We start from the raw sequence: 21,740 nt of genomic DNA on the forward strand, positions 1-21,740 counted from the left end.
GAAGGGCCGCCCCTCACAGGAGGGGCGGCCCTTCGGCGTGTGCGGTTGGCGTGACGCGTCAGACCTTGACCGGGCTCTCGTCCTGCGAGGAGGCGGACGGCTCGGGGACCACGGTCAGCCGGGCCGTCTTCTTCGCGCGACGGCGCTCCTTGCGGAGCTCCAGCATCGTGTAGAGGGTCGGCACCAGGAGCAGCGTCAGCAGGGTGGAGCTGATCAGGCCTCCGATGACGACCACCGCGAGCGGCTGCGAGATGAAGCCGCCCTCGCCCGTGACGCCCAGCGCCATCGGGAGCAGCGCGAAGATCGTCGCCAGTGCCGTCATCAGGATCGGGCGCAGACGGTGCCGACCGCCCTCGACGACCGCCTCGACCACGCCGTAGCCCTGGGCCCGGTACTGGTTGATCAGGTCGATGAGGACGATCGCGTTGGTCACCACGATGCCGATGAGCATCAGCATGCCGATCAGCGCCGGGACGCCGAGCGGGGTGCCGGTGACCAGGAGCAGCCCGAGCGCGCCGGTCGCCGCGAACGGGATGGAGACCAGCAGGATCAGCGGCTGGACCAGCGAGCGGAACGTCGCGACCAGCAGCATGAAGACGATCGCGATGGCGGCGAGCATGGCCAGGCCCAGCGAGCCGAAGGCCTCGCTCTGGTCCTGCCCGACGCCGCCGATGCCGGCCGTGGCGCCCGCGGGGAGGTCCAGGGCCTTGATCTTGGACTGCAGGGTGGCGCTGACGGCGCCGGTGTTGTCGCCGATCGGCTTCGCGGTGATGGTGGCGGCGCGGGCGCCGTCGATCCGGGTCATCGCGACCGGGCCGGGGACCTCCTTGACCTCGGCGATGTCGCCGAGCTTGACCGGGCCGACGGGCAGCGCCTGCAGCTGGGCCAGGGTCGCGGCCGGCTGCGCGGACTTGATGACGATGTCCCGCTCGGTGTTGTCCAGTACCGCCTTGCCCACCGGGTTGCCCCGTACGGCCTGGCCCACGACGGCGCCGAGCGCGGCCTGGTTCAGGCCGAACTCCGCCGCCTTGGGGGTCGCGGTGACCGAGATGCGGGGCACGGACTGGGACAGGTCGCTCTGGACGTCGGTGACGTCCTCGATCTTGGCCACCTCGGCGCGGACCTGCTCGGCGGCCTGGGCGAGGACGGCCCCGTCACCGGCCTTGACGACGACGCTGAGGTTCTGGCTGCCGAAGCCGTCGCCGGCCGCGATGGTCGTGTCGCCGATGCCGTCGAGCCCCTTCAGGGCGGTCTCGATGTGCTTCTTGGCGGCGTCGGCGTCGTCCGAGCTCTCCAAGGTGACCTGGTACGAGGCCTGGTTGGAGCCGGTACCGCCGCCGAAGGCGGCCATGAAGCCGGAGGAGCCTACGGTGACCTGGTAGTCCTTGACGCCGTCCGTCTCGGACAGGACCTTCTCCACCTTGCGGCTCGCCTCGTCGGCGGCGGCCAGCGAGGTGCCAGGGGGCAGCTGCTGCTTGATGGACAGGACTTCCTGCTCGCCCTGGTCGAAGAAGTTCGTCTTGAGCAGCGGGGTCATGCCCAGCGTCGCGACGAGCACCACGACGGCGACGGCCAGCGTGGCGAGCCGGCGCCGGGTGACCAGGGCCAGGGCCCGTACGTAGATCCGCTGGAGCTTGCTGCGCGACTCCTTCTCCTCGGCCTCGCGGCGGGCCCGCTCGACGCTCTCGGCGTCCGCCGCGCTCACGCCCTCGGGCGCGCGCAGGAACCAGTACGAGAGCACCGGCACGACGGTCAGGGAGACGAGCAGCGAGGCCAGCAGGGACGCGGCGACGGTGATCGAGAACGGGCCGAAGAACTCGCCGACCATGCCGCCGACGAAGGCGATCGGCAGGAAGACGGCGACGGTGGTGAGCGTGGAGGAGGTGACCGCGCCGGCCACCTCCTTGACCGCGGTGATGATCGCGCTCTCGCGCTCCTCGCCGTAGCCGAGGTGGCGCTTGATGTTCTCCAGGACCACGATCGAGTCGTCGACGACCCGGCCGATGGCGATGGTGAGAGCGCCGAGCGTCAGCATGTTGAGGGACAGGTCGCGGGTCCACAGCACGATCAGCGCGAGGACGACGGACAGCGGGATGGAGACCGCGGTGACCAGCGTCGAGCGCAGCGAGCCGAGGAAGACCAGGATCACGACGACCGCGAAGAGCAGGCCGAGCAGGCCCTCGGTGGTCAGGCCGGAGATGGACTTGGCGACGGCCGGGCCCTGGTCGCTGACCACGGTGAGGTCGGCGCCGGATCCCAGGGTGGAGCGGAGCTCGGGCAGCTTGTCCTCGACCGCGTCCGAGATGGCGACGGCGCTGCCGTCCTTGTCCATGGTGAGGACCAGGGCGAGGCTGGGCTTGCCGTCGGTGCGGGTGATGGAGTCGGCCTTGGCGGGCTCCTGCTTCACGCCCGCCACGTCACCGAGGCGGACGGCCGGCTTGCCCGGTCCGGCAGTGAGGCGCAGGTCCTCCAGCTGGGCGAGCGAGGTGTAGCCCGAACCGACGCGCACGGTGCGGTTCTTGCCCCCCTCGTCGAAGGAGCCGGCGGGGACGGTCGCGCCGCCCGCCTGGAGGCCCTGGGCCAGGGCCGCGCCGTCGAGGCCGGCGGCGGCGAGCTTGGCGTCGTCCGGCGTGACGGTGACCTGGAGGTCCTGGACGCCGTTGACGCTGACCTGGCCGACGCCCGCGATGTCCTCCAGGACGGGGACGACGGACTTGTTCAGCTGGTCGGCCAGCGCCTGCTGGTCCTTGTCGGAGGTGACGGCGAGGACCACGGTCGGCATGTCGTCGGTGGAGCCGGCGATCACCTGCGGGTCGACGTCCGAGGGCAGCCGGACGCGGGCCCGGTTGACGGCCTGCTGCACGTCGGCGACGAGCTGCTTGGTGCCGGTGTCCCCGTAGTCGAAGGTCGCCATGATGAGGGCGTTGCCCTCGCTGGCGGTGGAGGTGATGCCGGTGATGCCGTCGACGCCCTTGAGTACGGCTTCGATCGGTTCGACGACCTGCTTCTCCACCACGTCGGGCGAGGCGCCCTGGTACGGCGCGAGCACGGACACCATCGGCAGGTCGATGGAGGGCAGCAGCTGCTGCTTGAGCTGCGGGATGGCTATGGCACCGAAAAGGAGCGCGACGACCGACACGAGGCCGATCAACGCCCTTTGGGCCAGGCTGAAGCGGGACAGCCGGAACATGGGTATGGGGATCTCTCTGCAGTGACGCGGGTGACGTCTACGAAGTCATGCCGTCGGGCACACACGAAGCCACTCCAGCCTTCCGTGTGCGCCGCACCGCGGCGTCGGCCCCAGGTCCCGTCCTTATCCGGCGCATACCGCGTCCGCAGTAGACGGGCCTACTCTGCCCTGGGCCGGACTAGTCCCGATTCGTAGGCGATGACCACCAATTGGGCGCGGTCGCGGGCACCCAGCTTGGCCATGGCCCGGTTCACGTGCGTCTTGACGGTGAGCGGGCTGACCTCCAGCCGGCCGGCGATCTCGTCGTTCGACAGGCCCGCCGCCACGAGGACGAGGACCTCGCGCTCGCGAACGGTCAGCGCGGCCAGGCGCTTTGCGTGCGCGGCGGTGGCGATCGTGTCGGCCGCGCCGCCGCCCTGGGCGAGGAAGGTGGCGATGAGCCCCTTGGTGGCGACCGGGGAGAGCAGCGCGTCGCCGGCGGCCGCGACGCGGATGGCGTTGAGCAGCTCGTCGGGTTCGGCGCCCTTGCCGAGGAAGCCGGAGGCGCCCGCCCGTAGGGCTGCCACGACGTACTCGTCGACCTCGAAGGTCGTCAGCATCACCACGCGCACGGCGGCCAGCTCGGGATCGGCGCTGATCAGTCGGGTGGCGGCGAGGCCGTCGGTGCCGGGCATCCGGATGTCCATGAGCACGACGTCGGGCCGGACCCCGCGCGCCAGCTCGAAGGCCTGCGCCCCGTCGGAGGCCTCGCCGACCACCCGCATGTCGGGCTCGGAGTCGACGAGCACCTTGAACGCGCTGCGCAGCAGCGCCTGGTCGTCGGCGAGCAGCACCCTGATGGGTGTCGGGTCGGGGGTCGCGGTCTCTTCCACGCCCCGACCCTACGTCGTCCCCCGCGGCGGGATCAGCCCGCCTGAGCCGCAACGGCGGCGGGGAGGGGGAGCCTGCGGGTCACCTCGATGCTGAGGTTGTCGTATCCCGCCGTGAAGAACACGGTCGCGGCCAGTTCGGTCCCCGAGGCGGGGTCCTGGTGGACCACCCGCGGCCGGCGCGCCGTCCGGTCGAGCCCGGGTGCCGCGTGGCGCCCGAGACGGGCGGGCCGCATCACGCCGTCGGTGCGCACGTTCAGGAAGAGGTCCCAGGTGCCGGGGAGGATCGGCCCGCCGTCCATGGACGCGAAGTCCACCTCTGCCTCGAAACCGGAGAGGAGCGGCGCGCCGTCGACGGACGCGGGGTCCGTCTCCACCTCGAAGCCGGTCGGGCCGGTCGGGTCGCCCGCGGCGTCGGTCCAGGGGCACGCGGTGACCGGGACCAGGTACTCGACCCCCGTTTCGCGCTGCCGCAGCGCCAGTTCGGTGCCCATGCGACCGGCGCCGAGGGAGGTGATGTACCCGCGGCCGGTGACGCGCATCCGGTTGCCCTTGGTCCACGCCAACGAGTCCAGCCGGTGCACCACCTTGAGGGTGTCGGTGATCTCGAAGAGGGCGTCGGGGAGTCCGACGGCGGGGTCGCGGAAGAGCGGGAACAGCCGGTAGACGCGGCCGTTGTCGACGATCTGCCCCGGCGGGGCCTCCTTGGGGTCGTACGCGGCGAGTTGCTCGAAGGCCTCCATCGCGCCGTACAGGAAGCAGTACATCCGGATCCGGTCGACGTGCGAGAGCTCCCCGTACATGTCGGGGGTCCAGTACGCCTCGCACATCGCCTTGGAGCGCCAGAGCACTTCGGCGGCGTAGTCGGGCCGGCCCGCGCGCGTCCGCGCGGCCGCCGTCATCCTCTGGAGCAGGGAACGGAAGTGGCGCCCCAGCATCCGCCGGCGTCCCACCGGGTCCCCCACCGCGTCCGAGACCATCCGCATCGCGCGGTCGATGGACTCGACGTTCTCCCAGGCGGTCCTGGGCCGCGAGGTGATGTTGCCGCCGTCCTCGCGCTTGCGCAGGAAGTAGCAGTCGTAGTCCCCGACCACCGATATCTTCCGGGCGGCGAGGTACACGGCGGTCATGAAGACCTGGTCCTCGCCGTACCAGAGGTCCTCCGGGTAGCGGATCCGGTTGTACTCCAGGACCGCGCGCCGGATGAGCTTGAAGCTCCTCAGTGACCGGTACACCCCCGACGTGTACAGGTCCGCGCTCTCGGCGTGCCGGTACGCCTTGTCCGAGACGGCCCGGCCGAGTCCGACCTGCCTGCCGAGGACCACGTCGCCGTCCTGGCTGTCGGCCATCCCCACCAGGCGGGCCAGCGCCTCCGGGCCGAGGTAGTCGTCGGCGTCGACCACGTAGACGTAGCGGCCCCGGGCCAGGTCGAGGGCCCGGTTGCGGGGGGCGCTCGCGCCGCCCGAGTTCGCCTGGTGCACGACGCGCATCTGCGGATGGCGGGCGGCGTAGCGGTCCAGTTCGGCGCCGCTGCCGTCGGTCGAACCGTCGTCGACGGCGATCACTTCGATCCGCTCGACGCCGATGCTCTGGTTGACGACCGAGTCGAGGCACTCCACGAGATACGGCATCGCGTTGTAGACGGCGATGATCACGGATACGTCGGGAATGTGCTCGCGCTGCATGACGCGAAACTATAAACGACCTTGTGGGACCGCCTGCGGCCTCCCGGCCCGGCCGGCTCAGCCCAGGGCGAGCACCACCAGGGCCGTCGTCGCCGCGACCTCGGCCAGCGCGCCGAACACGTCGCCGGTGACCCCGTCGAAGCGGCGCACGCAGCGGCGGAGCAGGAGCTCGGACGCCAGCAGGGCCGCCAGGACCGCCGCCGCGTACTGGCCGGCGTACGGCAGGCCCAGCGGTACCCCGGCCGCGGCCGCCAGCACCACCGCGGCCCCGGCGATCGCGGCGGCCGCGCCGCGCGGGACCGTGCCGGCGACGGCCGCGCCCAGCCCCCCGGGGCGGGCCGGCGGCACTCCGTCGCGGGAGGCCAGGGTCATCGCGAGCCGGGCCGCGACGGCGGCGAGCACGGCGGCGAGGGCGCCGCGGATCCAGCTGTCGGCGTACGCGTTCGACAGCGCCGCGACCTGGACCAGCAGGACGATCACCAGCGCCACGACCCCGAAGGGGCCGATGTCGGACTGCTTCATGATGCGCAGCGCGTCCTCGGCCGGCTTGGCGCTGCCCAGTCCGTCGGCCGTGTCGGCGAGGCCGTCCAGGTGCAGGGCGCGGGTCAGGGCCGCCGGCACGGCGACGGTGACGGCCGCGGCCAGCAGCGGGCCTGCGCCGCACAGCAGCAGGAGCACTCCGGGAACGGCCGCGAGCAGTCCCACGACGAGGCCGGCGAGCGGGGCGCAGGCCATGCCGGCGCGGGCGGCGGGGCGGTCCCAGCGGGTGATGCGCGCGGGCAGCACGGTGAGCGTGCCGAAGGCGAAGCGCACTCCGTCGAGCAGGGAGGCCCGGTCCGGGGACGGGGTGGGGGACGGCGCCGAAGTCGGGCCCTCGTACGAATCTGTCATCGGCGCGAACGCTACCCGCTCCTGGCGGACGGTAAGTTACCCATTACGGACCAAATCGGGAGCTGCCGAACAGAAAGTCTGCGGTATGGGTGACTGGTGGTACCGAAACATCATCGAGCCGGGGAAGCTCGCCCTGCTCCTCGCCCTGGTCTCCTTCGTCCTGTCCTTCCTGGTCACCCGCGTGATCACCCGGATGATCCGGGCGGGGCGGGGGCCGTTCAAGAACGTCACTCCGGGCGGGGTCCACGTCCACCACGTGGTGCCCGGCGTGATCCTCGTGATCATCGGCGGCTTCGGCGCGATCGGCAGCAGCCGGCACAGCTTCGGGGCGGGGCTCTCAGCCGTGATCTTCGGTCTGGGCGCGGGCCTGGTGCTCGACGAGTTCGCGCTGATCCTGCACCTGGACGACGTGTACTGGAGCGAGCAGGGCCGCAAGAGCGTGGAGATCGTGGTCCTGACGGCGGCGATCGTGGCGCTGGTGCTGGGCGGATTCCTGCCGTTCGGGGTCAACGACCTGTCCCCGGAGGAACGGCAGAACCGCGGGCTCGTCGTCATGAACATAGCGACCAACTTCTTCCTGGCCCTGATCGCCCTGTGGAAGGGAAAACCGCGCACCGCGTTCTTCGGCATGGTCATCCCCTTCGTCGCGCTGATCGGCGCGGTCCGGCTGGCCCGGCCCGGTTCCCCGTACGCGCGCAAGTTCTACGGCAACCGTCCGAAGGCCCGGGCCAGGTCGGGGCTGCGCGCCTTCCACCACGACCGCAGGTGGGCGGCGCCGCGCCGCAAGTTCGAGAACTTCATCGGCGGGACCCCGGACCCCGACCGGGCGTCCGACACGGAGGTGCGGTGACCTCCCGCCGGGAGGGCGGAGCGCGCGAAGGGCCCGCCCCGGGTCGGGGGCGGGCCCTTCGCGTACGTTCCGGGGCGTCCGTCAGCCCGGGATCAGGCCGTCGTCGCCGAGCAGCTCCCTGACCTCGTCAAGTGTGGCCTCCGGCGCCGGCAGGATCAGCTCGGACGGTTCCAGCGCCTCGTCGGGAAGAGGCTCGCCGAGCCGGCGCACGGCGTCGAGCAGCGCGCCCAGCGTGCGCCGGAAACCCTCCTCGTCGCCGCCCTCCATCTCCGCGAGCAGCTCGTCGTCCAGCGTGTTGAGCTCGACGAAGTGACCGTCTGCCAGCTTCCACTGGCCTTCCCCCATGATGCGGACAATCATGACGGGCCCCGTCCTACTGCTTGTCGAACCGGTGCTGGGTCTGCGACGGCTGGCCGGTGCCCGGGGCGCCGCCCTCGATGGCCTGCTGGGGGGACGTGCCGCCCGCCAGTTCGGCCTTCATCCGCTGGAGTTCCAGCTCCACGTCCGTCCCGCCGGAGAGGCGGTCCAGCTCGGCCTGGATGTCGTCCTTCGAGCCGAGGCCGCTCTGGTCGTCGAGCGCGCCGGAGGCGAGCAGCTCGTCGATCGCGCCGGCCCGGGCCTGCAGCTGCGCCGTCTTGTCCTCGGCCCGCTGGATGGCCAGGCCGACGTCGCTCATCTCCTCGGAGATGCCCGAGAAGGACTCCGCGATCCGGGTCTGCGCCTGGGCGGCCGTGTACGTGGCCTTGATCGTCTCCTTCTTGGTGCGGAAGGCGTCCACCTTGGCCTGCAGCCGCTGCGCGGCGAGGGTCAGCTTCTCCTCCTCGCCCTGCAGGGTCTGGTGCTGCACCTCCAGGTCGCTGACCTGCTGCTGCAGGGAGGCTCGGCGGGACAGGGCCTCACGGGCCAGGTCCTCGCGACCCAGGGCGAGGGCCTTGCGGCCCTGGTCCTCCAGCTTGCCGGACTGGCTCTGGAGCTGGTTCAGCTGCAGTTCCAGCCGCTTGCGCGAGGTCGCCACGTCGGCGACTCCGCGACGCACCTTCTGCAGCAGTTCGAGCTGCTTCTGGTACGAGTAGTCGAGGGTCTCGCGCGGGTCCTCGGCCCGGTCAAGGGCCTTGTTCGCCTTCGCGCGGAAGATCATCCCCATACGCTTCATGACACCGCTCATGGGCTTCGCGCGCCCCCTTCTAGACGGACTTCGCTCCGGTCACCAACAGTCGCGATCCCCGATCACCCGAGATGATCGCCACAGAACCCACAGTACGGGCCCTGCCTCCATTACCGCACTGTTCGAGTGCGGATGCGCTCCTCCTCCAGGACGACTGCTCCGCCGCCGTGTCAGGCGTAAGGAGTAGGTGCTCCCCCCACAGCCGCTCGCAGGTCCGCACCTACAAGGACGCCCGCCGTTGCCGGATCGTTCCCGACGGGGGTGGGGCACGTGCCCGTGACCACGTACCCTTGGGTTTTGTGTTTGGTAGCCGCTCCTCCAAGGAAGAGAAGGCCGCCGCCACCGACAAGGTGAGCGCCGACCTCTCGCAGCCCCGTGACCCGCAGGCCCCGAAGGGCCGCCCTACGCCGAAGCGTGCTGTGGCCCAGTCGCAGCGCAAGGCCGTGGTGGCCTCGACCGGCAATCGCAAGGAGGATGCCAAGCGAGCCCGTGAGCGCCGTCGTGTCGAGATGGCCAAGCAGCGCGAGGCTCTCGCCAGTGGCGACGAGCGTTATCTGCCCACCCGTGACAAGGGTCCCGTCCGCCGCTACGTGCGCGACTTCGTGGACTCCCGCTTCTCCGTCGCCGAGATGTTCCTGCCGCTGGCAGTGATCATCCTGGTGCTCAGCATGGTCCGGGTGCCGTCCATCCAGAACATCGCGCTGACGCTGTGGCTCGGCGTGATCGCGCTGATCATCGTCGACTCCATCGGCCTGTTCATCCGCCTGCGCAAGGCCCTGAACCAGCGCTTCCCCGACGAGCCCAAGCGCGGCGCCGTCGCGTACGGCCTCATGCGCACCCTCCAGATGCGCCGGCTCCGCCTGCCGAAGCCGCAGGTCAAGCGCGGGGAACGGCCCTGAGCCGAGGGACGCCCGGAGCGTTCGGCGGGGGCGGTTTCGCTGACGGGGCCCGTTTGTGGCTGGAGGGCCTCGGCGGACTGCGCAACGCCGTCCGCCAGGAGCTCGTCGGCCGCCAGGTCGACGAGCAGATCGCGCACCGCTTCCCCGTCGGGCAGCGGCTGCGCGTCCTCGACGTCGGCATGGGCCAGGGCACTCAGGCCCTGCGCCTGGCCCGCGCCGGGCACAAGGTGACCGGGCTGGAGCAGGACCCCGACATGCTGGCCGTCGCCCGTGACGCGCTGGCCGCCGAACCGGCGGGGATCCAGGACCGCGTCCGCCTCATGGAGGGCGACGGCCGGGAGACCGGCGCCCACTTCCTGCCGGGCAGTTTCGACGTGGTGCTCTGCCACGGCGTCCTCATGTACGTGCCCGAGCCGGACGCCATGCTCGCCGGGCTCGCCCGCATGCTGGCCCCCGGCGGCCTGCTGTCCCTGCTGGTGCGCAACGGCGACGCGCTCGCCATGCGGCCCGGCCTGGACGGCGACTGGCCGGCCGCGCTGACCGCCTTCGACACCGTCGGCTACACCAACCGGCTCGGCCTGGACGTGCGCGCCGACCGGCTGTCCGCGCTGACCGCGACGCTGTCCGGCATCGGCGCCCCGCTGCAGACCTGGTACGGCGTCCGCGTCTTCACCGACGGCACGGAGGCCGGGGAGGAACTTCCCGCCGACGAGGAACTGGAACGGCTCCTCGCCGCCGAGGACCGCGCCGGGCGGACCGACCCCTACCGCGGGATCGCCGCACTGCTGCACCTGTGCGGCGTACGCGGTTGAACCCGCGGCTCCCGCACGTCGGAGCCCGGGCCCGTGGACGGGCCCGGGCTCCCCGGTGTCCGGCTCAGGCGTCCAGCGCCTCGCTCAGGCTCATCGTGTAGAGCTCGGTGCCGCTGTCGTCGGACAGCTTGACCTTCTCGGTGCCGCCCTCCAGCAGGTCCTTCCAGTACTCGCCGATCCACGACTCGGCGTCCCCCTGCGTGGTGAACTCCTCGGGTACCACCGACGGACTCGTCTCACTGCCGTCCGCCGTCTCGAACCGCCACGTCCACGCCATGTCCGCCTCCGTTGCTCGTCCGCCACTCGCACGCGTCTCGCCTTGAGTGTGCCCGCAGACTAACCGGGCGCGCAGCAGTCTCGGCGACGCGGGAGGATCATCCTGTGGAACTCACTCTGCTCGGCACCGGCACTCCCGAAGGACTGCCGCGCCCCGGCTGTCCCTGCGCCGCCTGCGCGGTCAGCGTCGGCCCCCGGGCGCGCGCCGCCACGGCCGTGCTCGTGGACGGGGCGCTGCTGCTCGACCTGACCCCCGGAGCCGTGCTCGCGGGTGCCCGCGCGGGGCACTCCCTGGCCGCCGTACGGCAGGTCCTGCTGACCCACCCGCACGACGGCCCGGCCGTCGAGCTGCCGCCGGGCCTGCCGGCGGCAGGGCGGGTGCCGGACGGGCGTGAACTCGCCGTGATCTCCGGGCACCGGGTGCGGGCGGTGCCGATGGACGCGCCGGGCACCGGCTACGAGGTGACCGGGCCGGACGGCGCCCGCGTGCTGTACCTGCCGCCCGGCGGCGCGCCCGCCGGAACCGACGCGACGAGCGGGCGCCGCCCGTACGACGTGGTCCTCGCCGACGTCCTCGGCCGGCCCGAGGCCGTGGCGCGGCTGCGGGCGAGCGGGGCGGTGGGCCCCTCGACGGACGTGATCGCGGTCCACCTCGACCACGACACCCCGCCGGGCCGGGAGCTGGAACGCCGCTGCGCGGCCGTCGGCGCGCGGGCGGTGGCGGACGGCACCACGGTGACGGCCGGGGAGTACCACCCGCTGCCGACCGTGCCGCGCCGGACCCTGGTCCTCGGCGGTGCCCGCTCCGGCAAGTCGTACGAGGCGGAGCGCCGGCTGACCGGCTTCCCCGAGGTCCTCTACGTGGCCACGGGCGGTACGCGCGACGGCGACGCGGAATGGGCGGCTCGGGTGGGGTTGCACCGGGAGCGGCGCCCGGCCTCCTGGCGGACCGTGGAGACCTGCGAGCTGGCGCCGCTGCTGGCACAGGAGGGGCCCGCGCTGCTGATCGACTGCCTGTCGCTGTGGCTGACGGACGCGATGGACCGGGTGGGCGCCTGGGACGACGCGGTCTGGGCGAACGGGGGCTCCCGGAAGCTGCGGGAACGGACCGCCGAGCTCGCGGCCGCCGTCCGCGCGACCCGGCGGCCGGTGGTGCTCGTCAGCAACGAGGTCGGTTCCGGCGTGGTTCCCGCGACCGCGTCGGGACGGCGCTTCCGCGACGAGCTGGGGCGGCTGAACGCGGAGGTCGCGGGCGAGTGCGAGCACGTACTGCTGGTGGTGGCCGGGCAGGTGGCGGTACTGAAGGAATAGCCGCGCGGGGCGGGCCGATCCGGACCGCCGAGGCCGTTCGGGCGGCCCGGGGCGCCGCTGTACGCTCTGGCAGATGACCACGCTGAATCTCGACGACTTCTCCGATCTGATCGAGCGCCCCGACGGGGGCGTGCGGCGTGATGCCGAGGAACGCCGTGAGCGGCTGGCCGTGCCGGTCGGTGCGCTGGGGCGGCTCGACGAGCTCGCCGAGTGGCTGGCCGCCGCGCAGGGCCGGGTGCCGGTCGCCCCGATCGAGCGGCCGCGCGTCGTGCTGTTCGCCGCCGACCACGGGATCGCCGCCGAGGGTGTGTCCGTACGGCCCGCCGGCAGTGCGCACGAGCTGGTGCGTGCCGTCCTCGACGGGACGAGCCCCGTGGCCGTCCTGGCCGGGCGGTTCGGCGCCTCCGTACGGATCGTCGACGCGGGTCTGGAGTGCGACCCCGCGCTGCTGCCGGAGGAGATCACCAAGCACCGCGTCCGCAGCGGCAGCGGACGGATCGACGTGGAGGACGCGCTGACGGCGGAGGAGGCCGCGGCGGCGCTGCGCCTCGGGATGCGGATCGCGGACGAGGAAGCCGACTCCGGGACCGACCTGATCGTGCTCGGGGACCTGAGCGTCGGCGGGACCACCGTCGCCGCGACGCTCGTCGCCGCCCTGTGCGGCACCGACGCCTCCGTCGTCACCGGCCGTGGCGGCGTGCCCATCGACGACCTGGCCTGGATGCGCAAGTGCGCGGCGATCCGCGACGCGCTGCGACGCGCCCGGCCCGTCCTCGGGGACCAGGTCGCGCTGCTCGCGGCCGTCGGTGGCGCGGACGTCGCCGCGATCACCGGTTTCCTGCTCCAGTGCGCGGTGCGCCGGACTCCCGTCATCCTCGACGGAGTCGTCTCGGCGGCCTGCGGACTGGTGGCCCAGCGGGCCGCTTTCCGGGCCCCGGACTGGTGGCTGGCCGGACAGGCCAGCGGGGAGCCCGGCCAGGCGAAGGCCCTGGACCGGATGGCGCTCAACCCTGTGCTCGACCACGGCGTCACTGTGGGAGAAGGAACCGGGGCATTGCTGGCTCTTCCCCTCGTCCAGGCGGCCGCGGCACTCGCGGCACAACTCCCGGAGAGGCCGGCGGAGCCGAAGGAGTGAGTCACCGGGGCCCGCTGTCCTGACCAGGCCGGGGGTCCTCCGGACACCGAGCACGGACTGCGGCGCCCCATATCATCGCTTTTCATGGGAGAGGTCCGTTTGACCAGCGCAGAGACCGAGCGGAAGACCGACCGGGGAACCGGTGGGAGTCCGAACGGAAACAGCACGACAGGGGGCGGCCGGGAAACCGGCCAGGGGAACGGCCCCGGCAACGGCCGGGAGAGCGGCAGGGGAAGCGTCCGTTCGCGGCGCGGCGCCGCCTTCGCGGTGTGGTACTTGCGCGCCGTCACCTTCATCAACTTCCTGAGCGCGGTGTGGGTTTCGCTCGGCCAGGACCTGCGCCGGCACAGCACCGCCGACTTCTACACCCCGTACCTGCTCACGGCGGGCTTCGCCTCCGCGGCCTTCTCGCTGCTGCTCACCGTCACCATGGGCCGCCGCAAACGGGCCGCCTGGATCCTCAACCTCGTACTGAGCGGACTGACGCTGCTGGCGTTCGTCGTGGCCGCCGTCGCCTCCTTCACCCCCTGCTCGGGCGTGACCTCCGACTTCTGCTATCCGGAGTTCCGCACCCACGCCCAGAACTGGGTGGCCTTCACACTGACCGCTCTCTTCGTCGGCGGCCTGCTGCTGGGCCGCCGGGAGTTCTACGCCAAGGGCGACCGCTCCAACCCGCTGCTGGCCAGCCTCGTCGCCTCGATCGGCCTCCTGGTGACCTCGCTCGTCGCCGCCCTGCTGGTGGGCGCGACCAACACCGACCCGGACGCCGGCGACGCCCCGTTCCTGGCCCGCTGGCGCTACGGGGTGATGCGGCTGATCACCCTGGCCCCCGACGGCAAGGCGTACAACGCGATCACCACACCCGGCTGGGTGGACGTCACCATCAACGTCATGTCGACGGTGCTGCTGCTCGCCGTCCTGTTCGCCGCCTTCCGCTCGCGCCGCGCCGTCGACCCGATCGGCGAGGACGACGAGGAGAGGCTGCGCGCACTCCTCGCCCGGCACGGGGACCGCGACTCCCTGGGCTACTTCTCGCTGCGCCGCGAGAAGTCCGTGATCTGGTCCCCCACCGGCAAGGCCGCCGTCACCTACCGCGTCGTCGGCGGGGTCTCACTGGCCTCCGGCGACCCGATCGGCGACCCCGAGGCCTGGCCCGGCGCCATCGACCCCTGGCTGGCCGAGGCCCGCGAGCACGGCTGGGTCCCCGCGGTGATGGGCGCGAGCGAGGAAGCCGGGCAGATCTACGCCCGGCACGGACTGGACGCGCTGGAGCTGGGCGACGAGGCGATCGTCGAGACCGCGGAGTTCACCCTGGAGGGCCGCGCCATGCGGACCGTCCGGCAGGCCTACAACCGCGTCAAGCGGGCCGGGTACACGGTCCGGATCCGCCGCCACGCCGACATCCCCTCCGACGAGATGGACGTACTCCTGCTGCGCGCCGACGACTGGCGCGACGGCGCGACCGAGCGCGGCTTCTCGATGGCGCTGGGCCGACTGGGCGATCCCGCCGACGGCCAGTGCGTGATGCTGGAGTGCTTCGACGGCGAGGGCGCGCTGCGCGCCGTGCTGTCCTTCGTGCCGTGGGGACCCAAGGGCCTGTCCCTGGACCTGATGCGCCGTGACCGGGATTCCGAGAACGGTCTGATGGAGTTCATGGTCATCGAACTCCTGGAGCGTTCAAAGGAGATCGGTGTCACACAGGTCTCGCTCAACTTCGCGATGTTCCGGTCCGTCTTCGAGCGTGGGTCGAAGCTCGGCGCCGGTCCGGTGCTGCGCATGTGGCGCTCGCTGCTGAGCTTCTTCTCGCGCTGGTGGCAGATCGAGTCCCTCTACCGGGCCAACGCCAAATACCGGCCGATCTGGGAACCGCGGTTCATGCTCTTCGAGAAGAGTTCGGACCTGCTGCGGATCGGCATCGCGGCGGGCCGGGCCGAGGGGTTCCTGGAAGCCCCCGGCCTGCCGAAGTGGATGCACCGCAGACATCTGGAGAGCAAGCGTTGACGACTGCCTCACTGCGGCGGTTCGCCCGCCGCGAGTGGGGGCCCCTGTACCGGACGATCCGGGACGCGCTCGTCCGCGACACGTGGCGGGCGATCCCGATGACGATCGGCGCGGTCTGTCTGACGTCGGTCTTCCAGATCGTGCAGAACACGTCGTGGGGCTTCCAGCCGGTCCAGAACCTCGGGTCGGTCAAAGCCGTCGACCCGCTCTGGCTGGCCCTGCTGCGGACCCCCCTGTCGCTGTTCGTGCCCGCGCTCGACCTGCCGGTGTGGGGTGCGCTCGCACAGATCCTGCTGGTCTTCGGGATCTCGGAGATCTGCATCGGCTGGTGGCGCACGCTGGCCATCGGCTACGTCGCCACGCTGGCCGGGACGACGTACGCGCGGATCGGGCTCTCGCTCGGCGCCGACGACCCCTTCGGGCTGCCGGTGTCGGACCGGATCGTCAACGACACCGGGCCCTCGGCGGCGGTGGTCGGGCTCGCGATCTACGTCTGCTGGCGCTACGGGGCGTACCTGACCGGCTCCGTCGTGATCGTGGTGATGATCGGCGAGCTGCTGTTCAAGGACAACCTGGCGGGCAAGGAGCACCTGGCGGCCATCGCCTCGGTGATGGTGCTCTGCTCCGTGCGCGCCAAGTGGGGTCCCGCGCGCTCCCGCACCCCCCTCGGTGCCCGCCCGCCGGCCCCGCCGCCGCGGACCTCGCCCAGGGCATAGGGGTGGGGTACGGGCAGGCCGTACCGTATCGGGGGTGACGACGAACCCCGGACGCTTCGGCTCCGCCCGGCAGTGGACGCGGGACCATCCGCTGGCCAGCGACGCCGTGCTCGCGCTCGGGGCGCTCGTCGCCATGGTCGTCGGCTCCTTCGCCAACCCGCACGGCATCCACGGTCCGACCTTCGGGACCCGCACCCCCGAGACGCTCTCGCTGGTGCTGATGGTGCTCGGCGCGGCCGCCCTGGTACTGCGGCGCAGGCGGCCCCGCGCCGTCCTGGCCGCGACGATCGGGCTCTCGCTGCTGGAGCTGACCACCGGGGAGCCGCGGGCGCCCGTCGCCATGTGCGCGGTGATCGCCCTGTACACCCTGGCCTCCCGCAGTGACCGGCCCACCACGTGGAAGGTCGGACTCCTCACCATGGCCGGGCTGACGGGCATCGCCATGCTGGCCGGTCCGCTGCCCTGGTACGCGCAGGAGAACCTGGGGATTTTCGCCTGGACCGGCATGGCCGCGGCCGCCGGGGACGCGGTGCGCAGCCGTCGGGCCTTCATCGACGCCATCCAGGAGCGGGCCGAGCGTGCCGAGCGGACCCGGGAGGAGGAGGCCCGGCGGCGGGTCGCCGAGGAGCGGCTGCGGATCGCCCGGGACCTCCACGACGTGGTGGCCCATCACATCGCCCTGGTCAACGTGCAGGCCGGAGTGGCCGCGCACGTCATGGACAAGCGCCCGGACCAGGCGAAGGAGGCCCTCGCCCACGTCCGCGACGCCAGCCGCTCCGCGCTGAACGAGCTGCGGGCCACCGTCGGGCTGCTGCGCCAGTCCGGCGACCCGGAGGCGCCGACCGAGCCCGCGCCGGGGCTGGCCGTGCTGGACGACCTCGTGGACACCTTCCGGCACGCGGGGCTGCCGGTGAAGGTGATGCTCCAGCTGGGCCGCGACCGCGACCCGCTGCCGGCCGCCGTGGACCTGGCGGCGTACCGGGTGATCCAGGAGGCTCTGACCAACGTCCGCAAGCACGCGGGCCCGGGGGCGGACGCCGAGGTCAGCGTGGTCCGGGTGGGCGGCTCGGTGGAGGTGACCGTCCTGGACGACGGCGGCACCTCGGCCGACTCCGCGCCGCAGCCGGTGGACGCCGGCGGCGGGCACGGCCTGCTCGGGATGCGCGAGCGGGCCGTCGCCCTGGGCGGCTCCTGCTTCGCCGGCCCCCGCTTCGGGGGCGGCTACCGGGTCCACGCGATCCTCCCGGTGGGCTGAGGGCTGTCCGCAGGCCGTCTCCTTCGGATCTTGCCGGGCCCGCAAAGGCCCCCGGCCTACCGGCAGACCTGGCGCCAGACGCCCAGTTCGTACTTCTTCTGCAACGAGCTGAGCTTCGCTTCCCGGGCGCGGGGGCACCACTGGGCGAGGGGCTTCTCGTACTCCACGTGGAAGACCGCCTTGCCCGCCCGCACGAAGGGGGCGAGCGCGTCGCACTCGTCGTACTGCATGCACTGCTCGTTGACCGCGAAGTCGAAGTCGCCCAGCAGCTGCGGGATCTGGTCCAGGTCGTTCTTCAGGCCCACCGAGAGGCCCCGGTCGTGGGCGAGCTTCGCGATCAGCCGGTTGTACTTCAGCTGGTCGTCGGCGGTGAGCGGGAAGCCCGATCTGTTGCGGTAGGCGTCCATGTTGTCGGGCTCCACCGCGTCGAAGCCCTTGTCCCGGCACATGTCGAACCGTGCGGCGATCAGCGGCTCCAACTCCGCGAGCTGCCGGATGTCGAGCCAGCGTTCGCCCTCCCAGCCGTTGCCCTCGCCCCGCAGCGCCGGGGGGAAGGCGTCGGCGTCCGGCCGGAAGTCCTCCCAGGCGCCGGTGGAGAGGTAGCAGACGGTCCGCCGGCCGGCCGCCTTGAGCCCGGCGACCTGTTCCTTGGTGGTGGTGAACCCGTCGACGTCGTAGACGGCCGCCTTCACGGTGGTGTCGAGCTTCCCGGTGAGCTGCCACTGCCAGCTGACGCCGGGCGCGGGCTGCCAGCGCTCCCCCGGCGCCGGGGCGGGCGAGAGGTCGTCCCGCAGCTCCTCCTCGTCCGGGCCCGACGTGCAGGCCGCGAGCAGCAGCAGCGTGACGAGCGCCGGCAGGCGGCGGCCTGCGAACGGGCGTCTCATCCGGCGGCCTCCAGGGCGTACGGCAGGGTCCCCCACGGGTGGGCGCCGGCCCCGGGGACCGCGCAGTGCACGCCCGCCCCCCGCTGGGCCGCCAGTTGCTCGGCGAGTTCGGCCGCGGCGCCCGGCGGGACGGCGTACACGAGGTGGCAGAAGCGCTGGGCGGGGTGGTCGGCCGTCCACGGCGGTACGGCGGCGGCGTCCCGGTAGGCGTCCCAGGGGCCCTCGAAGGTGACGAGCAGGTCGGCGAGTTCGGCGTAGCCGGGGTGCGGGTGCACTCCGTGGTTGAGGACCACCGTCCGGGCGCCGGCGGCCCGCGCGGCGACGCCGAGCCGGCCGTAGTGCGCGAGGAACTCCGGTCCGGCGGCGGCCTGGTCGAGGAACACCCCGTCGGTGCCGTACCAGTCCCGGTGGCGCAGCAGGTCCTGGACGACGGCGGCGTGCGGGCGGCGCCCGTAGTCGGTGTCGGCGTACCCCAGGACGGGCACCCCGGCCTCGCGCAGCCGCTCGGAGACGACGGCGAACCGCTCGTCGGGGGCGTCGCCCGGCCCGCTGTCGGGGTTGAGCACCACCGAGTGCAGCCGGGGGGCGGAGCGGATGAGCAGTTCCCAGTCCTCGGGCCGGTCGGCGGGGTGCTCGTAGAGGGGCACCAGCAGCATGGGGTCCTTCTTCTCGTACGGGGTCACGTGCGTCGGTGGTGGGCCGTCATCAGCGGTGGGCCGTCATCAGCGGTGGGCCGTCGCGCGGCCCAGCAGCAGGCAGACGAGCGTACCGAGCGCGAGCGCCGCGGCCCCGGCGACGGTCAGCTGTACGGTGCCCGGCTGCCCCAGCCCGAGGAGCAGTGCCAGGCTCTGCGCGACGGCGGCCGAGGCCACGACCACCGCGGCGGGCCGCACCGCCCCGAAGGACTGCAGGAGGAGCCCGGTCCACATCACGGCGCCGAGCAGGAGCAGGGTGGCGGCGCGCATCCCGGTCAGGCTGGGCGCGCCGGGCCAGAGCAGGGTTCCGGTGAGGCCGAGGGCCAGCAGCACCGCGAGGTAGGCGGCGAGGCACCGGGCCAGGGTGGCGGCCATCCGCAGCCGGAACTGCCGGGGCGAGCGGGCCGCGCGCAGTCCGGCGAGGCTGCCGCTGCGGAAGCGGTGGAGCAGCCATTCGGCGGGGCCCATGCTGAGGGTGAGGGCCACCGCCGAGGGGGCCGCGACCGCCTCGGCGGGGCCGCCCGCGAGCACTTCTCCCAGGGCGGCGTACAGCACGAGCAGGCCGGTGCCCAGGCCGAAGACCCCGTAGGGGACGGAGTCCCCGAGCCGGGGGCCGCGCGGCGCGTACTCCTCCTCGGCGCCGCGCAGCATCTGCCAGCGCACCGGGCCCCGTTCGCCCGGCCGGCGCTCGCTCCAGCCCCGGATCCGGAGCACCAGGGCGCGTACGCCGCGGGCCACCGGGAGTTCGCGCAGGGCGAGCGCGCAGGCGGCCAGCAGGGAGAGCGCCAGCAGGCCGACCCGCAGCGGAACGGGCAGTTCCACCAGGAGCGTGAGCAGTGCCCCGCAGGCCATCGGCGCGAGCGCGGCGAGCAGCGCCCGCTCCCGCCCCAGGACGAGCAGCACGGTGGCGGCCCCGACGTACAGGGCCTGGCCGGCGGCGAAGGCGTAGGAGAAGGGGGGCCCGCCGGGCACCGACAGCGCGGCGGCGGTGCCGAGCAGGGCCCCCGCGGGGGCGCCGAGCAGCAGGGTCCGCCCGGCGGCGGCCCGGTCGCCGAGGCCGAGCCAGGAGTACGCCCGGTGGGACAGGGTCTGGTCCCAGACCCAGCCGATCAGGGCCCCGGCGAGGAGGGTCAGCGTCCCGGCGGGCAGCCCCAGCCGGTCCTTGGGGCCCTCCAGGAGGGGCGCGCCCAGCAGGTAGGCGAGACCGGGCAGGGCGAAGATCAGCCCGCGCAGGAGGCAGGCGGTGAGGGGGACCTTCCAGGGGTCGGGCACGCGGTCGGGCTCCGGGAAGGAGCGCGGGACCCGGGCGTAGAGCTCTTCGGCGAGGCCGAAGGAGTCCCGCCGTCCGTAGGTGAGCCGGATGTGCTCGTCCGTCATCCCGTCGGATTCGAGGATCGCCGCGATCTCGTCGGGGTGGACGGCGGCGGCGACGAGGACGTCGAGGCGCCGGGCGAGTTCGTCCATCGGATCCGCGGCGGGCGTCGCGCCCCGGCGGGGCCGCGGGACGGCCGGGAGGGTGTCCCCACCGGGCACTTTCAGCCAAAGTGATCCGCTCACCACAGGCTCCCGTCGGCGGCCAGTTCCTTGTGCCAGGGGTCGGCGATCCGCTGGGTCCACGCGTCGCCCACGTGGACGGGCAGGACGGGTTGGGCGGCACGGTGCTCGTGGGCGAGGCCGCGGTAGATGTGCCGGAAGCCGTCCACGGACTGGTGGAGCGTGAACTTCTCGACCACCCGCCTGCGGGACATCCGCCCCAGCTCGGCGCGGCGTTCGTCGTCGCGGAGCAGGGCGAGGGTGGCGCGGGCCATGGTCTCGGGCTCGCGCGGCGGCACGACGAGGCCGGTGTCCCCGACGGCCTCGCGGACTCCGCCGACGTCGGTGGAGACGGTGGTGCGGCCGCAGGACATGGCTTCGATGATGGAGAAGGGGAAGCCCTCGCTGATGGAGGAGAGCATGACGACGGAGCCGGCCGCGTAGGCCTCGGCGACCCGTTCGATGCGGCCCTCGTACGAGATCCCGTCGGTCACCCCCAGCTCGGCGGCGAGTTTCTCCAGCGTGAGCTTGTACTCCTCGCAGCCTGCCGGGACCGGGCCGAAGAGGCGCAGCCGCAGGGCGGGCAGCTCCTCGCGCATGAACGCGTAGGCCCGGATGAGGGTTTCGAGGTCTTTGATCGGGTCGATCCGGCCGCACCAGCTGAGGGTGGGGACCTCCGGTTCGGGGCCGGCCTCGGGGAAGGCGTGCGGGTCGACGCCGTTGTAGACGGTGCGGATCCGCTCGGAGTCGGCGCCACCGCGCTCCTCCCAGCGGCGGTTGTACTGGTTGCACGGGGTGATCAGGTCGGCCTGCCGGTAGCCCTCGGTGTTGAGCTCGCGGTAGAAGCCGAGCATCAGGGCCTTTACGGGCCAGCGTTGTTCGGCGCTGCGGTAGCCGAGGTAGCGCTCGCGCAGGTAGATGCCGTGCTCGGTGAGGAGGAAGGGGACCTTGTCGAGGTATTTGGCGGCGAGCGCCGGGAGGGTGGCCAGTCCGCTGCTGACGGCGTGGGCGACGCTGTCGGGCGGGATCCGCACGGACAGCGGGCGCAGCGCGTGTTCCAGCAGGTCGGTGGCGGTGAGCGCGTCGTGGACGGTGGGTTCGGCGTCGGCGGTCGCGAGGCCGGGGCGGGTCCAGACGGCCATCAGCAGGCGCAGGACGGATTCGGAGCGCAGGGCCGGGGCGAGCCGGCCCGAGCGGGCCAGCAGGGTCAGTTCGCGCAGGGCTTCGGAGAATCCCCCGCGGGCCGGGTCGAGCAGCGAGAGCAGGAAGGCCTCGTAGGTCTCGGTGAAGCGGCGCTGGGCCTTGCCCCGCAGGCCGGAACGCATCTTCCTGGCCGGCGCGGGGCCCCAGAGCGGAACGGCGGTGTGGCGGTAGACGTTGCGCGGTAGTTCCCAGGTGACCGGCTCGCGTCCCGAGCCGGTCAGGGCTATGACGTTGAAGTCGACTTCCGGCATACCCCGGACCAGTTGGTCGCACCAGGTGCTGACGCCCCCGTGGACGTGCGGGTAGGTGCCTTCGGTGAGCATGGTGACATGGCGCCCATGGCTCATGCGGTGTGTCCCCCCAAGGACGG

The 21,740-nt window shown here is 72.7% G+C and carries 19 protein-coding genes; 8 read left to right on the forward strand and 11 right to left on the reverse strand.

The genetic code is table 11. The annotated features are described in order from the left end of the window. Window positions 1-58: 58 nt before the first annotated feature. From ACFWBY_RS20295 to ACFWBY_RS20310, 4 genes are all read right to left on the reverse strand, one after another. On the reverse strand, window positions 59-3,190 hold the full coding sequence (locus ACFWBY_RS20295) for an efflux RND transporter permease subunit (RefSeq protein WP_385340521.1): 3,132 nt from the start codon (window positions 3,188-3,190) through the stop codon (window positions 59-61). A gap of 158 nt (window positions 3,191-3,348) precedes the next feature. Then, complete coding sequence (locus ACFWBY_RS20300) at window positions 3,349-4,062, reverse strand: response regulator (protein WP_385340523.1); 714 nt, start codon at window positions 4,060-4,062, stop codon at window positions 3,349-3,351. Between the two features lie 32 nt (window positions 4,063-4,094). Further along, complete coding sequence (locus tag ACFWBY_RS20305; protein ID WP_385340525.1) at window positions 4,095-5,744, reverse strand: glycosyltransferase family 2 protein; 1,650 nt, start codon at window positions 5,742-5,744, stop codon at window positions 4,095-4,097. A gap of 57 nt (window positions 5,745-5,801) precedes the next feature. Continuing rightward, complete coding sequence (locus tag ACFWBY_RS20310; protein WP_385340527.1) at window positions 5,802-6,635, reverse strand: adenosylcobinamide-GDP ribazoletransferase; 834 nt, start codon at window positions 6,633-6,635, stop codon at window positions 5,802-5,804. A gap of 85 nt (window positions 6,636-6,720) precedes the next feature. Between ACFWBY_RS20310 and ACFWBY_RS20315 the strand changes: the two genes are divergently transcribed. Then, window positions 6,721-7,485 (forward strand): hypothetical protein, encoded by a 765-nt coding sequence (locus tag ACFWBY_RS20315; protein WP_385340529.1) that lies wholly within the window; start codon window positions 6,721-6,723, stop codon window positions 7,483-7,485. An 81-nt stretch (window positions 7,486-7,566) separates the two neighbouring features. Here ACFWBY_RS20315 and ACFWBY_RS20320 read toward each other — a convergent pair whose 3' ends face one another. Together ACFWBY_RS20320 and ACFWBY_RS20325 are read right to left on the reverse strand one after the other, a co-directional pair. After that, the gene (locus ACFWBY_RS20320; protein ID WP_385342262.1) at window positions 7,567-7,845 is read right to left on the reverse strand and encodes a hypothetical protein; all 279 of its coding nucleotides are present in this window, start codon (window positions 7,843-7,845) and stop codon (window positions 7,567-7,569) included. Window positions 7,846-7,858: 13 nt separating this feature from the next. Then, window positions 7,859-8,650 (reverse strand): PspA/IM30 family protein, encoded by a 792-nt coding sequence (locus ACFWBY_RS20325; RefSeq protein ID WP_385342264.1) that lies wholly within the window; start codon window positions 8,648-8,650, stop codon window positions 7,859-7,861. 290 nt (window positions 8,651-8,940) lie between these two features. On the opposite strand from ACFWBY_RS20325, the gene ACFWBY_RS20330 reads away from it, so the two are divergent. Both ACFWBY_RS20330 and ACFWBY_RS20335 read left to right on the forward strand, forming a co-directional pair. Then, window positions 8,941-9,549, forward strand: coding sequence for a DUF3043 domain-containing protein (locus ACFWBY_RS20330; protein ID WP_385342266.1), 609 nt, complete (start codon window positions 8,941-8,943; stop codon window positions 9,547-9,549). 53 nt (window positions 9,550-9,602) lie between these two features. Then, window positions 9,603-10,361, forward strand: a complete 759-nt coding sequence (locus ACFWBY_RS20335; protein ID WP_385342267.1) for a class I SAM-dependent methyltransferase — start codon at window positions 9,603-9,605, stop codon at window positions 10,359-10,361. 64 nt (window positions 10,362-10,425) lie between these two features. Here ACFWBY_RS20335 and ACFWBY_RS20340 read toward each other — a convergent pair whose 3' ends face one another. Further along, window positions 10,426-10,638: a hypothetical protein gene (locus tag ACFWBY_RS20340; protein ID WP_385342269.1), complete on the reverse strand. Its 213-nt coding sequence runs from the start codon at window positions 10,636-10,638 to the stop codon at window positions 10,426-10,428. Between the two features lie 104 nt (window positions 10,639-10,742). Between ACFWBY_RS20340 and ACFWBY_RS20345 the strand changes: the two genes are divergently transcribed. The 5 genes from ACFWBY_RS20345 (at window position 10,743) to ACFWBY_RS20365 (ending at window position 17,055) form a co-directional block, all read left to right on the forward strand. Next, on the forward strand, window positions 10,743-11,948 hold the full coding sequence (locus ACFWBY_RS20345) for a bifunctional adenosylcobinamide kinase/adenosylcobinamide-phosphate guanylyltransferase (RefSeq protein ID WP_385342270.1): 1,206 nt from the start codon (window positions 10,743-10,745) through the stop codon (window positions 11,946-11,948). 73 nt (window positions 11,949-12,021) lie between these two features. Then, the gene (cobT, locus tag ACFWBY_RS20350) at window positions 12,022-13,083 is read left to right on the forward strand and encodes a nicotinate-nucleotide--dimethylbenzimidazole phosphoribosyltransferase (RefSeq protein ID WP_385342272.1); all 1,062 of its coding nucleotides are present in this window, start codon (window positions 12,022-12,024) and stop codon (window positions 13,081-13,083) included. Between the two features lie 267 nt (window positions 13,084-13,350). Beyond that, window positions 13,351-15,084 (forward strand): phosphatidylglycerol lysyltransferase domain-containing protein, encoded by a 1,734-nt coding sequence (locus ACFWBY_RS20355; protein WP_385342303.1) that lies wholly within the window; start codon window positions 13,351-13,353, stop codon window positions 15,082-15,084. Further along, a complete protein-coding gene (locus tag ACFWBY_RS20360) occupies window positions 15,081-15,800 on the forward strand; it encodes a hypothetical protein (RefSeq protein WP_385342273.1) in 720 nt (239 codons plus the stop codon). The genes ACFWBY_RS20355 and ACFWBY_RS20360 overlap by 4 nt, the downstream gene beginning before the upstream one ends. A 34-nt stretch (window positions 15,801-15,834) precedes the next feature. Next, the gene (locus tag ACFWBY_RS20365; RefSeq protein ID WP_385342275.1) at window positions 15,835-17,055 is read left to right on the forward strand and encodes a sensor histidine kinase; all 1,221 of its coding nucleotides are present in this window, start codon (window positions 15,835-15,837) and stop codon (window positions 17,053-17,055) included. A 56-nt stretch (window positions 17,056-17,111) separates the two neighbouring features. On the opposite strand, the gene ACFWBY_RS20370 is transcribed toward ACFWBY_RS20365, so the two are convergent. The 4 genes from ACFWBY_RS20370 to pelF all read right to left on the reverse strand — a co-directional run bounded on the left by ACFWBY_RS20370 (window position 17,112) and on the right by pelF (window position 21,717). Then, window positions 17,112-17,939, reverse strand: coding sequence for an endo alpha-1,4 polygalactosaminidase (locus ACFWBY_RS20370; protein ID WP_385342277.1), 828 nt, complete (start codon window positions 17,937-17,939; stop codon window positions 17,112-17,114). Further along, the gene (locus ACFWBY_RS20375) at window positions 17,936-18,595 is read right to left on the reverse strand and encodes a spherulation-specific family 4 protein (protein WP_385342305.1); all 660 of its coding nucleotides are present in this window, start codon (window positions 18,593-18,595) and stop codon (window positions 17,936-17,938) included. The genes ACFWBY_RS20370 and ACFWBY_RS20375 overlap by 4 nt, the downstream gene beginning before the upstream one ends. A gap of 66 nt (window positions 18,596-18,661) precedes the next feature. Beyond that, window positions 18,662-20,191, reverse strand: coding sequence for a hypothetical protein (locus tag ACFWBY_RS20380; RefSeq protein ID WP_385342279.1), 1,530 nt, complete (start codon window positions 20,189-20,191; stop codon window positions 18,662-18,664). Beyond that, the gene (pelF, locus tag ACFWBY_RS20385) at window positions 20,188-21,717 is read right to left on the reverse strand and encodes a GT4 family glycosyltransferase PelF (RefSeq protein ID WP_385342281.1); all 1,530 of its coding nucleotides are present in this window, start codon (window positions 21,715-21,717) and stop codon (window positions 20,188-20,190) included. The genes ACFWBY_RS20380 and pelF overlap by 4 nt, the downstream gene beginning before the upstream one ends. Between the last annotated feature and the right edge of the window lie 23 nt (window positions 21,718-21,740).

Source organism: Streptomyces sp. NPDC060049, from assembly GCF_042736715.1.
Taxonomy (GTDB): Bacteria; Actinomycetota; Actinomycetes; order Streptomycetales; family Streptomycetaceae; genus Streptomyces.

Excerpts from the sequence above, each read along its gene's own strand:
- cobT (WP_385342272.1), top strand. The coding sequence starts at position 12,022 with ATGACCACGCTGAATCTCGACGACTTCTCCGATCTGATCGAGCGCCCC.
- ACFWBY_RS20305 (WP_385340525.1), bottom strand. The coding sequence starts at position 5,744 with ATGCAGCGCGAGCACATTCCCGACGTATCCGTGATCATCGCCGTCTAC.
- ACFWBY_RS20370 (WP_385342277.1), bottom strand. The coding sequence starts at position 17,939 with ATGAGACGCCCGTTCGCAGGCCGCCGCCTGCCGGCGCTCGTCACGCTG.
- ACFWBY_RS20310 (WP_385340527.1), bottom strand. The coding sequence starts at position 6,635 with ATGACAGATTCGTACGAGGGCCCGACTTCGGCGCCGTCCCCCACCCCG.
- ACFWBY_RS20325 (WP_385342264.1), bottom strand. The coding sequence starts at position 8,650 with ATGAGCGGTGTCATGAAGCGTATGGGGATGATCTTCCGCGCGAAGGCG.
- ACFWBY_RS20320 (WP_385342262.1), bottom strand. The coding sequence starts at position 7,845 with ATGATTGTCCGCATCATGGGGGAAGGCCAGTGGAAGCTGGCAGACGGT.
- ACFWBY_RS20315 (WP_385340529.1), top strand. The coding sequence starts at position 6,721 with ATGGGTGACTGGTGGTACCGAAACATCATCGAGCCGGGGAAGCTCGCC.
- ACFWBY_RS20375 (WP_385342305.1), bottom strand. The coding sequence starts at position 18,595 with ATGCTGCTGGTGCCCCTCTACGAGCACCCCGCCGACCGGCCCGAGGAC.
- ACFWBY_RS20295 (WP_385340521.1), bottom strand. The coding sequence starts at position 3,190 with ATGTTCCGGCTGTCCCGCTTCAGCCTGGCCCAAAGGGCGTTGATCGGC.
- ACFWBY_RS20340 (WP_385342269.1), bottom strand. The coding sequence starts at position 10,638 with ATGGCGTGGACGTGGCGGTTCGAGACGGCGGACGGCAGTGAGACGAGT.
- pelF (WP_385342281.1), bottom strand. The coding sequence starts at position 21,717 with ATGAGCCATGGGCGCCATGTCACCATGCTCACCGAAGGCACCTACCCG.